This is a genomic window from Hydrogenophaga sp. (assembly GCF_965657535.1).
GTDB lineage: Bacteria > Pseudomonadota > Gammaproteobacteria > Burkholderiales > Burkholderiaceae_C > Hydrogenophaga.
In genome coordinates, this window is the sequence record NZ_CBFHOP010000003.1 from 184,231 (window position 1) to 196,704 (window position 12,474).

Annotated in this window: 10 protein-coding genes; 6 read left to right on the forward strand and 4 right to left on the reverse strand. The window is 63.2% G+C overall.

Going from position 1 to position 12,474, the window contains the following annotated elements; genetic code table 11:
- Both ACTG4K_RS06110 and ACTG4K_RS06115 read left to right on the forward strand, forming a co-directional pair.
- On the forward strand, positions 1–1,671 hold the full coding sequence (locus tag ACTG4K_RS06110; protein WP_439113307.1) for an efflux RND transporter periplasmic adaptor subunit: 1,671 nt from the start codon (positions 1–3) through the stop codon (positions 1,669–1,671).
- Positions 1,668–4,787: an efflux RND transporter permease subunit gene (locus ACTG4K_RS06115; protein WP_439113308.1), complete on the forward strand. Its 3,120-nt coding sequence runs from the start codon at positions 1,668–1,670 to the stop codon at positions 4,785–4,787. The genes ACTG4K_RS06110 and ACTG4K_RS06115 overlap by 4 nt, the downstream gene beginning before the upstream one ends.
- 275 nt (positions 4,788–5,062) lie before the next feature.
- Here ACTG4K_RS06115 and ACTG4K_RS06120 read toward each other — a convergent pair whose 3' ends face one another.
- Positions 5,063–5,968, reverse strand: coding sequence for a thermonuclease family protein (locus ACTG4K_RS06120; RefSeq protein ID WP_439113309.1), 906 nt, complete (start codon positions 5,966–5,968; stop codon positions 5,063–5,065).
- A 190-nt stretch (positions 5,969–6,158) separates the two neighbouring features.
- Positions 6,159–6,464, reverse strand: a complete 306-nt coding sequence (locus tag ACTG4K_RS06125; protein ID WP_439113310.1) for a hypothetical protein — start codon at positions 6,462–6,464, stop codon at positions 6,159–6,161.
- A 559-nt stretch (positions 6,465–7,023) separates the two neighbouring features.
- Between ACTG4K_RS06125 and ACTG4K_RS06130 the strand changes: the two genes are divergently transcribed.
- On the forward strand, positions 7,024–8,217 hold the full coding sequence (locus tag ACTG4K_RS06130; protein ID WP_439113311.1) for an HTH-type transcriptional regulator ArgP: 1,194 nt from the start codon (positions 7,024–7,026) through the stop codon (positions 8,215–8,217).
- On the opposite strand, the gene ACTG4K_RS06135 is transcribed toward ACTG4K_RS06130, so the two are convergent.
- On the reverse strand, positions 8,119–9,387 hold the full coding sequence (locus ACTG4K_RS06135) for a hypothetical protein (protein ID WP_439113312.1): 1,269 nt from the start codon (positions 9,385–9,387) through the stop codon (positions 8,119–8,121). The genes ACTG4K_RS06130 and ACTG4K_RS06135 overlap by 99 nt on opposite strands.
- Positions 9,384–10,331 (reverse strand): fatty acid desaturase family protein, encoded by a 948-nt coding sequence (locus tag ACTG4K_RS06140; protein WP_439113313.1) that lies wholly within the window; start codon positions 10,329–10,331, stop codon positions 9,384–9,386. The genes ACTG4K_RS06135 and ACTG4K_RS06140 overlap by 4 nt, the downstream gene beginning before the upstream one ends.
- 271 nt (positions 10,332–10,602) lie before the next feature.
- Between ACTG4K_RS06140 and ACTG4K_RS06145 the strand changes: the two genes are divergently transcribed.
- The 3 genes from ACTG4K_RS06145 (at position 10,603) to ACTG4K_RS06155 (ending at position 12,411) form a co-directional block, all read left to right on the forward strand.
- A complete protein-coding gene (locus ACTG4K_RS06145; RefSeq protein WP_439113314.1) occupies positions 10,603–11,016 on the forward strand; it encodes an ACT domain-containing protein in 414 nt (137 codons plus the stop codon).
- A 200-nt stretch (positions 11,017–11,216) separates the two neighbouring features.
- Positions 11,217–11,654: a hypothetical protein gene (locus ACTG4K_RS06150; RefSeq protein ID WP_008904133.1), complete on the forward strand. Its 438-nt coding sequence runs from the start codon at positions 11,217–11,219 to the stop codon at positions 11,652–11,654.
- Complete coding sequence (locus ACTG4K_RS06155) at positions 11,629–12,411, forward strand: helix-turn-helix transcriptional regulator (RefSeq protein ID WP_439113315.1); 783 nt, start codon at positions 11,629–11,631, stop codon at positions 12,409–12,411. The genes ACTG4K_RS06150 and ACTG4K_RS06155 overlap by 26 nt, the downstream gene beginning before the upstream one ends.
- Positions 12,412–12,474: the final 63 nt, after the last annotated feature.

Genomic DNA, 12,474 nt, shown 5'->3' on the forward strand with positions numbered 1-12,474 from the left:
ATGAAAACCTCCACCTCAATTGGCCTTTCGGCCGTCGCTCTGGCCATTCTGGGCGCCGTGGGTTACGGCGCCTGGACCGCCGGCATGAACATGGGCATGGCCACACCCCAGGGCGCGTCCACCGACGCCGGCGCAGCGAGCGCCTCCACACAGGACCCCAGCACCTGGAGCATGAACCAGGGGTTCGAGGCCACCGAGCGCCACATGCGCGACGGCCTGAAGGCGGGCGACGTGGACCCGGTCACCGGCTCGAAAATCCTCAACTACCACGACCCCATGGTGCCGGGCAAGAACTTCGACGCCCCCGGCAAGTCGCCGTTCATGGACATGCTGCTGGTGCCGCGCTACGCCGGTGCTGGCGGCGCGGCAGACACCGGCGGGGTGACTGTGAGTCCGCGCGTGCAGCAAAACCTGGGGCTGCGCACGGTGGAGGTGAGCGAAGGCCGGCTGGAAAGCGCGGTGTCGGTGGTCGGCAGCGTGGCGTGGAACGAGCGCGACCAGGTGCTGGTCAGCGCCCGGTCGATGGGGTTCGTCGAGCGGCTGCACGTTCGCGCCACGCAGGACCGCGTTGCCAAGGGCGCGCCGCTGGCCGACATCTACGTGCCCAACTGGGTGGCGGCTCAGGAGGAGTACCTGGCCGTGGCGCAAATGGCCGAACAGGACCCGCAGTTGGTGCCACTGCGCGACGCGGCAGCGCAGCGCATGCGACAGGCGGGCATGAGCCCAGCGCAGATCGAGCGCGTGGTGCGTGACGGCAGCCTGCAACCCCGCTTCACGCTGAGCGCGCCGCTTGGCGGCGTGGTGACGGAACTGATGGTCAGCGAAGGGGCGACCGTGATGCCGGGCATGACCTTGATGCGGCTGCAAGGCACTGGCAGCGTCTGGGCCGAAGGCCAGGTGCCCGAGAGCCAGGCTGCCCAGCTCAAGCCCGGCGCCCAGGTCAGCGCCACCAGCCCGGCCGCCCCGGGTCAGACCTTCACCGGTCGGCTGCAGGCGCTGCTGCCGTCGGTGGACCCGGCCACGCGCACGATCAAGGCGCGGCAGGAACTCGCCAACCCCCAGGGCTGGCTGGTGCCGGGCATGTTCGTGCAGATGCGCTTGGCCAACCCCGACGCCGCGAAGGTGCTGCTGCTGCCCAGCGACGCGGTGATCCACACCGGCCAGCGCAGCGTGGTGATGCTGGCCGAAGGCGATGGCCGATTCACGCCGGTGGAGGTGCGCACCGGACGCGAGGCCGGTGACCAGACCGAGATCCTTCAAGGTCTGAAAGCCGGGCAAAAGGTGGTGCGTTCGGGCCAGTTCCTGATCGACTCCGAGGCCAGCCTCAACGGTTTGCTGGCGCGGCTGAGCCCGACGCCGGAAGCGGGAACGGACAAGCCGATGGCGATGCCAGAGAAGCCAGGCGGCATGCCTGCCACCATGCCAGCCGCAACGCATCAGACACCCGCCGAGATCAAGGCGGTGGATGGCGACACCGTCACCCTCTACCACCCGGCCATACCGGCGCTCAAGTGGCCGGACATGACTATGGACTTCGGGTTGCCACCCGCCGACCAGAGACCGAAAGGTCTGGCGGCGGGTCAATCGGTTCAGATCGAGTTTGCGATGCGCGACGGCGACATCCCTCAGATCACGCGCATCCAGCCCGCCGCATCGGGAGCAAAGCCATGATCGCGCGCCTGATCCACTGGAGCATCGCCAACCGCTTCCTGGTGCTGATGGCCACGGTGATGATCACCGCCTGGGGCGTGGTGTCGATGCTGCGCACGCCGCTGGACGCGCTGCCCGACCTGTCGGACACCCAGGTCATCATCCGCACCACCTGGCCTGGTCAGGCGCCGCAGCTGGTGGAAAACCAGGTCACCTACCCGTTGACCACCACCATGCTCTCGGTGCCCGGCGCCAAGGCGGTGCGCGGTTTCTCCATGTTTGGCGACAGCTTCGTCTATGTGCTGTTCGACGATGGCGTGGACCTGTACTGGGCGCGCTCGCGGGTGCTTGAGTACCTGAACCAGGTGCAGTCCCGGCTGCCAGCCACGGCGAAATCATCGCTCGGCCCCGACGCCACGGGCGTGGGCTGGATCTACCAGTACGCGCTGATCGACCGCAGCGGGCGGCAGGACCTGGCCCAGCTGCGCTCGCTGCAGGACTGGTTCCTGCGCTTCGAGCTCAAAACCGTGCCTGACGTGGCCGAGGTCGCCAGCATTGGCGGCATGGTGCGCCAGCACCAGATCGTGCTGGACCCGGACAAACTGGCGGCTTACGGCATCACGCAGCAGATGGTGAGCGAGGCCGTGGCACGCGGCAACCAGGAGGCCGGCGGCTCTGTGCTCGAACTCGGCGAGGCCGAATACGCGGTGCGTGCCAACGGGTACCTGAAAACCCTGGACGACTTCCGGGCGCTGCCGCTAAAGACCACCGACGCCGGGGTGTCGGTGCGGCTAGGTGATGTGGCGCGGGTGCAGATTGGGCCTGAGATGCGGCGCGGCATCGGCGAACTCAACGGCGAGGGCGAAGCGGTTGGCGGCGTGGTGGTCATGCGCTCGGGCAAGAACGCCTTGCAGACCATCGAAGCGGTCAAGGCGCGGTTGGCCCAGCTGCAGCGGGGCTTGCCCGAAGGGGTGGAGATCGTGCCGGTGTACGACCGCTCCAGTCTGATTCAGGCAGCGACCACCAACCTCGGCATCAAGCTGCTGGAGGAGTTTGGCGTGGTCGCGCTGGTGTGCGCGCTGTTCCTGTTCCACCTGCGCAGCGCGCTGGTGGCCATCGTCTCGCTGCCGCTGGGCATTCTGGCGGCCTTCATCGTGATGCACCAGCAGGGCGTGAACGCCAACATCATGTCGCTGGGCGGCATTGCCATCGCGATTGGCGCGATGGTGGACGCGGCGGTGGTGATGATCGAAAACGCCCACAAACACCTGGAGCGCTGGGCGCACGAACACCCAGGCGAGGCGCTCGAAGGCGAGACGCGCTGGCTGGTGATCGGCCACGCGGCGGCGGAGGTCGGGCCGGCCCTGTTCTTCTCACTGCTGATCATCACCCTGAGCTTCATCCCGGTGTTCACGCTGCAGGCGCAGGAGGGGCGACTGTTCGCGCCACTGGCCTACACCAAGACCTACGCCATGGCCGCGGCGGCCGGACTGGCGGTCACCCTGATTCCGGTACTGATGGGCTACTTGGTGCGCGGGCGCATTCCTGAGGAAACCGCCAACCCACTGAACCGGGGTCTGATCGCGCTGTACCGGCCGGTGCTCAATACGGTGCTCAAGGCGCCGAAGATCACCCTGCTGGTGGCGGCCTTGCTGCTGGGGGTGAGCCTCTGGCCGCTTAAGCACATTGGTGCCGAGTTCATGCCGCCGCTGGACGAGGGTGACCTGCTCTTCATGCCGACCGCGTTGCCTGGCCTCTCGGCCGCCAAGGCTGCCGAACTGCTGCAGCAGACCGATCGGCTGATCAAAACCGTGCCCGAGGTGGCCAGCGTGTACGGCAAGGCCGGCCGCGCCGACAGCGCCACCGACCCGGCGCCGCTGGAGATGTTCGAGACCACCATCCAGTTCAAGCCGCGCGACCAGTGGCGAGCGGGAATGACGCCGGAGAAACTGGTGGACGAACTCGATCGCACGGTGCGCGTGCCCGGCCTGGCCAACATCTGGGTGCCGCCGATCCGCAACCGCATCGATATGCTCGCCACCGGCGTCAAAAGCCCCGTGGGCGTGAAGGTGGCTGGTGCCGACCTGGCCACCATCGACCGCCTCACCCAACAGATTGAATCGGTGGTCAAGGGCGTGCCCGGTGTCACCAGCGCACTGGCCGAGCGCCTGAGCGGTGGCCGCTACATCGATGTGGACATCCGCCGCGACGAAGCGGCGCGCTACGGCCTGAATATCGCCGACGTGCAGGCCGTGGTCTCCGGTGCGGTGGGCGGCATGAACATCGGCGAGACCGTGGAGGGGCTGCAGCGCTATCCCATCAACCTGCGCTACCCGCGCGACGCCCGCGACTCGCTCGCTGATCTGCGCGAACTGCCCATCGTCACGCCGCGCGGTCAGCGCCTGGTGCTGGGAGATGTCGCGCGCCTGCGCATCACCGACGGCCCGCCCATGCTGCGCAGCGAAAACGCGCGGCTGGCCGGCTTCGTTTACGTGGACATCCGCGATCGCGACCTGCGCGGCGCCGTACTGGACATGCAGAAAGCCGTAGCCGATCATGTGGATCTACCTGCAGGGTATTCGGTGTCGTGGTCGGGCCAGTTCGAGTTCCTGGAGCGCGCCAGCGCCCAGCTCAAGCTGGTGGTGCCGTTCACGCTGCTGGTCATCTTCCTCTTGCTGTACCTGACCTTCCGCCGCCTTGACGAGGCCCTGCTCATCATGGCCACGCTGCCCTTCGCCCTGATCGGCGGCATCTGGTTGCTCTGGGCGCTGGGGCACAACCTGTCGGTGGCCAGCGTGGTCGGCTTCATCGCGCTGGCTGGCGTGGCGGCCGAGTTCGGCGTGATCATGCTGCTGTATCTCAAGCAGGCCTGGGCGGCACGGCTGGAGAAGGGGTTGAACACCGACGCCGATCTTCTCGACGCCATCCGCGAAGGCGCCGTCTTGCGCGTGCGCCCGAAGGCGATGACGGTCGCGGTGATCGTGGCCGGCCTGCTGCCCCTGTTCTGGGGCGTGGGCGCGGGCAGCGAAGTGATGCAGCGCATTGCCGCGCCGATGGTGGGCGGCATGCTCAGCGCGCCGCTGCTGTCCATGCTGGTGGTGCCGGTGGTCTATCGGCTGATGCGGCGTAGAAGGTAGCGGGGACGACGAAAACGTCAAGCGCTTATCAACGCCAACTGCATTGCCATTTCGGGCTCTCCTGGACCACCGTAGGTGCTAAACGTGAGGGCTGTGACCTGTGAATCCGCGATTGGCTCTCGCCATGGAAAATGTTGTCTGCAAGCGGTCGAGAACGATGAAGAACAACTGAATGACTGCGATGGGACTCACATCGCACGTTCAGGGCACCAGTTCAGCGGGCTGCTCCCAGCCTCAAGCGGCTGGCAAGCCCACCGAGCAGAATCCTATGCGTGTCAAACCCCGGAGATCGACCCAGCGGGCTCCAGGTTGAGGTCTGCGACCGCCTTGCGCACGTCTGTAGCCCAGAGGAAAAGCCGGTTCCAGGGTTTGACCAGCACGTACTCTTGCGGTCCGTAGAGCTGCGCGCTGGAGATGTCCGCGCAATACCGGTCGATCCAACCGGTCCATTCACCTGAAGAGAGCTTGGCGCCTGTGCGCACCTTCAGCATGAGCTTGATCAGCTTGGTGCACATGCGGTACTCGTAGCCCGATAGGCACCACTGATCTGCCCAGGCGCCCCTGCCCTGCTCCACCGCTGCTCGGGCTTCTTCCTGAAGCATGGGCAGGTCGAGTTCGTTGGGAATGGACGGGTAGATCACGAACGTGGCTGCCCAGCCTGCGGCGACCATGTCCAGATTGAAGGTAGCGCGATCGCGCCTAGAAAGCCCTTGCCGTTCGGTTGCCGAGTATTCCGGCGCCACGTAAGCGAGCAGACGTCCATAGCTGTCGAAGGGCTGGTCTGCGATCCGGACAAACATGGGGCGATTGGTGCCGCTGGGGCGCTTCAGGCGCGTTTGCGTCAGGGACTCAAACGCCTGCAGGGCCTGCTTGCCTTGGGCGATGTGCACCTCGAACGGGTCTTGTCCATCGGCGCGCTTGATGCGGGGGAGCAGGTGCGCAGCCAAGGCGTCACCCACAGGTGACTTGCCTGATTCGATCCAATCGGCCAGCGCTGTAAAATGACCCGCCATCTCGGCCTTCTTGAGCTGCATCGTGCTCGTCTCCGGCGTGTCGATGGACAGCATCCGCACGTTCATGCGGATGTTGGGGGTGTCGCCGTCGCTGATGTCCACCAGGCGCTTCTGACCGATCTGGTCCAGGTTGAAGGATTGCGGCTGCCAGAAAACTTTGACGGTCATGGGTTCACCCTGTGGCGTTGCTCTGAGAAAGAACCACTCTAGACCCAGTTTGTGACAGCTGGCACCCCCATTCTTGGGGAAAAGCGCTTGAAAACAGCGACGGAGAAGGTTCGCCCTGCTCCCGCCGCCCCGACCTCAGTCAGCGTCGGAACTGAGGCTACGAGGCCGGTTCTGCATCCCCCGCGATGGGTCAAACCCATGCAGCGAGCTTCAGCACCAACCCGATCACGAAGAGCGAAGCGACGATAAGACCCCAGCGCCAGGTGGTGAACCAGTAACGGTGGTTGACCCACACCGCGCGATGGATTCGCTCCGCACAGAAGAGGAGCGCAATGGCAATGACCATGGGGCCGACGATTCCGACGGGCTCATCGATCTGGCTCAAGAGGAAAACCCAGAACAGCGGCCAGGCCACTGCATCGATGGCCGCTAGCCATCGTCGACCGCTCCAGTGCGGTGCATTGGCCCGGGGTTCACGCGCAACGAGCAGCCACATACCAGCCTCCTGTCATTTCTTGCGTCACATATCCAGTCCGCTGTTCTTCTCGTCCAGTCGGACCACGGCACTGCCCAGAACGAAAGGCAACCGACAAACGTTCAAAGATTGCCAGATCGCGCCCGGTAATTGAATCCACACAGCAAACAACCGTAAAAGATGTTTCATCGGTCGCGGGCTCAAGGCCTGCCCAGTGATCCCAAGAATCGTGTCGTCTGATCCCCAAGGAACACTGCCCCAATTTCCGAGGGAGCTGGATTGGGAATCCGTCCCTCGATCATCGAGTCTTGTCAGGTGTGCACCCTGCCCCGCATTCGTCGGTCGCCGTGCGACACCCAAAGCGCTGCATCGAGGTGCGAGCGCCTGGGCACCGTGGAATAAATGGAAGGAGCCCACCAGAGTGAAACGGCGGTGGGATGGCAGCCGTTTATGCCGCGAAAGGCCTTAGCGTCTGCGCCGGCAGCGCTACGGTTCGCAAGTCGGCGAGCGGCGAATTTTCAGGGGTGGCTCCTTGTGGAGATTGTCGAAAGGCTCATCCACAAGTCGGGAACGCAACTCCATGAGTCTCGGTTCGCGAAACGCCGAGTGCCATCAATTTCCTCCAAGAAGCTCCGACGGACGGAAACGACTGGAAACCATTGAGACGCGCACGATACCCGCGCCATCTAGACAGGATTTCGCAGCTCCCCGCCAAATGGATGCAGACAGCGATCTGCCTTCGCTGGCATCGCCGGAGCCGCCCCATATGCTGGATCGTGATCAGTTGGAAACGTTTGCCACTGTGGTCGAGCAGCAAAGCTTTGACCGCGCGGCGAGCGTGCTCAGCATCACGCGGGGCGCTGTCTCCCAGCGCATCAAGGCGCTGGAGGAATCGCTGTCCACGGTGCTGGTCAAGCGCGAACGGCCGGTGGCGGCCACGCATGCCGGTGAAGTGCTGCTGCGCCATGTGAAGGCCCTTCGCATCCTTGAGGGATCGGCGCTTCAAGAACTTTCGCCAACCGCCAAGCCACACGCGCCTGTGTCGCTGGCTATTGCGGTGAATGCCGATTCTCTGGCCACTTGGTTTCCCGAAGTGCTTCGGGGTCTGCTGATGGGTCAACTGGTCGCCCTGGAGGTGATCGCAGACGATCAAGATCACACCTCTGCCCTGCTGGCTCGCGGCGATGTGATCGGATGCATATCGACATCTGCCAAACCGGCCGATGGCTTCTTGGCCGAATGCTTGGGCGCCATGGAATACCGCTGCTATGCGACGCCAGCCTTTGCCTCCACGCACTTTCCAAACGGGCTCACGGTGCCCGCTGTGCTGTCAACACCGGCTGTGTTGTTCAACCGCAAGGACTCGCTGCACGACGACTTCCTGAAAAGGCATTTTGGGTTTGCCGTTGAGCGGTACGCCAGGCACTACCTGCCCTCGCCCGTCGCCTTGCTGGAAGGGGTTGCCATGGGCGCTGGCTATGGCCTGATTCCCAGCTGGCAGGCGGCACCCTTGGTGGAAGCGGGTCAGCTCGTAGACGTCTGCCCGACTGAACGAGAGATGGTGGACCTGTTCTGGCACCACTGGGACCTTGAACCACCAATGGCCAGTGACATCACTGCCCTGATCGTCAAGGTGGCCAGAAACAGCCTGGAGCCTTCGGTCGGGTTCGAGCCATCAACGACGCAGGCCGGAGAATCGGCCAGTCCACCCTCCGGCCACAAAGCGGAGCCACAGGGCGGTACCAGCGGACAAGAAGCATCCGAGCAGCAGTGACACCACGTCGGTGTCTTCACCATGCTGCCCCAACCAGCCCGCCAGATGCACGGCGACTGAACCTGTGAAGCCAACCGCCACGATCCACCTTGCGTGCTGCGGCGGTACGACGATGCCCGAGAACATGGTGGTAAAGCAAACACCGATGCTGGCGATGTAGACCACGTTGACGGACACCATGGTGTCCACGATGCCCTGGTCACGTGAAGCCAGCAAGGCGCTCAAACCCAGGGCAATGAGCGCGAATATCGAGTGAGTCGCCGAACGACTCCCAGAAGCGGCGCACGCCAACGCTTCTGTCATGGCACGCAAGATCGCTGCGCCTGCACCCAACGCTGCCACCGACAACGCGATGAGCATCAACTTGTCTGCGCCCTGCCCCACCGATCCAGCGACCTGCCCCAGCACCCAGGGAACCACTTGTTTGGCGTCTGCCAAGTCGCCCAACATGCCACCACCCTGCATGGCGACCACCACGGCCGAGGGAAAAAAGGCGATCACGAAAAGCAAAAGGCCTGCCAGAACGCAGCCGCCCACGGCGGCCCAGGGTGAGCGCGCGGCCAATACAAACTGCTGGTAGTCGGCACCGGTACACACCAACAAGCTGACGGCCAGAGATATGGCCACCAAGCGGGATGGACTGAAGGTTGACAGGTCTTCGGTGAAAGCAGGAACAGCCTGGAGGTAGATTCCCATGCCGTTGGCTACGACCAGCGCGTAGACGAGGACAGTGGCGCTTGCAAGTAGACACATGGCGAACAGCGCCGATGCGAACCGCAGGTCCAATCGCGATGCGCCGTAGATCAGCAGCAAGATCGTCAAGTAGCCGTTTACCCGTTCAAGACCCAGCAACTCCAGCACCGCAACGCCACCTTGAATCTGGGCAGCCAGCACGCCCGACATCCAGATCAATGAAAGCAACGCCACCACCCCTTGAAGCTGCTTGCCATAGGCACGGCCAAACAGATCCCAGACCGGAAGCCCCGTCGCCCATAGCTGCCGTGCGAACACGGCCAACACCAGCATGCCAAAGGCGGTGGCCACTCCATAGATGCTGCCTGCCATGCCATGCGAGAGTGCAAGTTCGCCAGACCCGAAAAGGAAACCAATCCCGTAGCTGGCCGAGACCAGGAGTGCCGCGACCTGCAGGCTCCCCAGCGCCCTGTTCATGGAAACCGCCCTTGCGTCTGCCATGAACCAGTCACTGGATCAGCTCCAGTGAAGTAGTCTGAACAGACCTTGCCGCGATCCCGAAAGACTCCTTGCCCTTTCAGCAACTGGTGCGCCTCGGGCAGTCGGTAGTAGGGCACCGCTGGCAATAGGTGATGGGTGAGGTGGTACCCGTTGTTGCGCGGGTGGATCAACCAGCGCCAGAAACCGTGGCATGCCATGTCACGCGTGAAGGTGAACACACCGCCCGGACGAAGGCCGAAGTGATCACACATCTCACGGAAGGTGGTGATCAGATGGAAAACTGTCGCTCTGCCCAGCAGCCACAGCACCAGGAAGGTGATCGTGAAGTCAGGGCCAGCCACAACCCACATCGATGCCACCGCCCCGCCCCACCACCCAAGGATGGAGAGCTGACTGGCCGCGCGAACCTGGCGCGAAAAAAGGTGACCGGCCACCGACGACAGCCAAGCGCTCAAAGAAAAGATCTGGTCCAGGTAGTTCGAGAACCAGGTCGTCGGCCCACTTCGAGCGAAAAACAGGAGATCGGGGTCCCCCCCTTCGGTCCCGAGTTCCATGTGGTGTTTGAAGTGCGTTTCGCGGTAGCGGGTCAGACTCGCGAACAACAAGGGCGCGATGAAAAGGCGGGCCACCAGATCGTTTCGCCGTCGATCCCGCCACAGATTCCGATGCCCCGCGTCGTGGAGGATGTTGCCTAGCGCGCGTTGACGGTTGGCGATCAGCACAACAGCCAGTGGCGCGAACAGCTCGCTCCACCACACAACCAGCGCCACTGCGCTGAGAACGATGAGCCAGTCGAAGGCAATGTCCAGCACGGCGCGCCAGGGCGCCAGCCGAAACAGTTCACAGTGCGGGTCACCCTGTTGGCGCAGCTCTGATCGAAGCGCGGCCATGTCCGAAAGGACATACGAAGTCGTTGTCATGATGGACACTCCTTCTTCACAGCGTGCGGCTGCGGACGGCCTCACAGTGCACGGTAGCGTATGTCGGAGCACAAAGCCCAGGCCGCGCCAAACGGTAGCAGGAGATGCCAGCAGAGCGCGGTGGTTTAGGAACTTTGGCCACACGTCAATTCAGCTAAACAAGCCCCTTCGGCGATGCACCTGCGCACTGGTGCACACGCCGGGTCAACGCCAGCCGCCCATAATCAACGCCGAAAGCCAACACCATTTCCCTGTGCAGGAGGACATCGGAGTGAGCGGAGAAAAAGACCAAGTTCGGCTGCAGCAAATGATGGCCCCTGACCTCCGGCCAGAAACCTACGTTTACTGCACCTTCCAGGACCATCGCCTCCCTGCTGACCTCTCCCCCATCTGCACGTTCAGGGAGACCGAAGGATTGACGGCCATCGTTGAGCGCTCTCAAGCCATTCAGGCCAAGGTGCCCTTCATCTTCGAGGCGAAGCTCATCACGCTCACTGTGCACTCCTCGCTTGAGGCCATTGGCTTTCTGGCCATGATCGCCACAGCCCTGGCTAAAGCGGGCATCCCCTGCAACGCGGTCGCAGCCTTCCACCACGATCACCTGTTTATTCCGGTTGAGCGCGCCGATGACGCGTTCTCTTTGCTGAACGCCTTGAGCCACGGCAGCGCACCGGCAGTGATTTGATGTGCTGCGCATCCTGGGTCTTCGTCGTTTAGCGCGACTGAACCCGCTGCAGATTTGGGCGCCCTGCCCTGATTTCCTTTGACATCGCGCGACGCGCTTGTCTACCCTACCCTCTATCCAGTCTCTTGAGACTTGGTGCTTGGGTTACGCAGTGTCAGCACTGCGTGGCCTGTCGGTCAACCAGACCTGCAGGAGTGGGGATGAACAACCTTCAACTTCCCGAGGTGACGCCGTCAGCATCTGCGGTCGTGACACGCCCATCGGTCAAACGCCGTATCGATCCTATCGACGCACCCGCCCGCCCACTGGGCTCCAAACGTTTGGCGCTGATCGCAAAGCGCACCAACGCTGCCGCATCAATGTCAGACCGCCATTTGGAACGCATCGCTGAGGGCGATACCTTGCTGGCAAACCACGACGGCACCGTGACCTTCCTCCTGCGCGCCACCCGCTACGGTCTGCTGATGGAGCGCACCCAACGCCAAGCTTCGGGCATGCGGCTGGTGCAAACGATGGTCTTTCACGATGTGAAGAGCTTCGACCGCTGGTGTGCGGTTGAGCCGTTGCGTTTTGATGACGGCCTGCTGTTCAGCAAACTGGGACGACAGGGTCATGCTGCATTTGCAATCCACCCTTGACCGCATCGAGCCTGCTTCAGGCGGACCTGCGATAGGGGACAACGCGCGCGTTTTTCAGATCCTCCCATTGATCACAGATGCGAGGTCCCCGGGCGAAGTGATCTCACTGTTTCGCGAGGCCCTTGTGGGTCTGGGAGCTGATGCAGGCTACTTCCTGAGTTGCCTTCGAGACGATGCAACCCGAACCTCATTTCGGTCGCTTTGGGCCTGCGATCCAGCATGGCCTGCGGAGTACGCTTTTCAACGTTGGTTTGAACATGATCCCTGGCTGCGCTATGCATCCTGCGACGCGGAACCCACCCGTGCCAGCTACCTCACCTGCTCATCCCCCGAAGAAAGCACCTTCATCCGCGCAGCTGCAGAGCATGGCTTTGCATCTGCTTTGATAGCACCTGCCCCCAGCTCGGTTGGCCTCTCAAGGGTAGGGGTCCTGTGCCTGGGATCAGCTGACCCCGAGAGGTTCGAGTGCGAAAGCTACCCTAGGGTCAGGGTACTGGCGCGCGCGCTCGCCATGGAGTTGCATCACTCGATTGCAAAATCCATGCGTGAAGAACTGCTCCGGGGCACGAGCCTCACAGAAGCCGACCTAAACCTTTTACGCTGTGAGGCCGCAGGACACAGCAGTAAGGTGATCGGTGCGGCCATGAATCTTGAGGCCAAAACCATCGACAGCCGGTTTCAGCGTGTCAATGCAAAGCTGGGGGCGCCAGACAGACGCACAGCCGTGCGCATCGCCCGCCTTTACGGCCTGCTTTAGGCTGAAAGCAGGCATCCCGGTTGCCGGGATCGGCAGGCTGCTTGAAGTCTATTGGACGGACTC

What these genes read in the sequence shown, in the direction of transcription:
- ACTG4K_RS06110 (WP_439113307.1), top strand. Translation starts at nt 1, where the DNA reads ATGAAAACCTCCACCTCAATTGGCCTTTCGGCCGTCGCTCTGGCCATT.
- ACTG4K_RS06115 (WP_439113308.1), top strand. Translation starts at nt 1,668, where the DNA reads ATGATCGCGCGCCTGATCCACTGGAGCATCGCCAACCGCTTCCTGGTG.
- ACTG4K_RS06125 (WP_439113310.1), bottom strand. Translation starts at nt 6,464, where the DNA reads ATGTGGCTGCTCGTTGCGCGTGAACCCCGGGCCAATGCACCGCACTGG.
- ACTG4K_RS06155 (WP_439113315.1), top strand. Translation starts at nt 11,629, where the DNA reads ATGCTGCATTTGCAATCCACCCTTGACCGCATCGAGCCTGCTTCAGGC.
- ACTG4K_RS06120 (WP_439113309.1), bottom strand. Translation starts at nt 5,968, where the DNA reads ATGACCGTCAAAGTTTTCTGGCAGCCGCAATCCTTCAACCTGGACCAG.
- ACTG4K_RS06135 (WP_439113312.1), bottom strand. Translation starts at nt 9,387, where the DNA reads ATGAACAGGGCGCTGGGGAGCCTGCAGGTCGCGGCACTCCTGGTCTCG.
- ACTG4K_RS06150 (WP_008904133.1), top strand. Translation starts at nt 11,217, where the DNA reads ATGAACAACCTTCAACTTCCCGAGGTGACGCCGTCAGCATCTGCGGTC.
- ACTG4K_RS06140 (WP_439113313.1), bottom strand. Translation starts at nt 10,331, where the DNA reads ATGACAACGACTTCGTATGTCCTTTCGGACATGGCCGCGCTTCGATCA.
- ACTG4K_RS06130 (WP_439113311.1), top strand. Translation starts at nt 7,024, where the DNA reads ATGAGTCTCGGTTCGCGAAACGCCGAGTGCCATCAATTTCCTCCAAGA.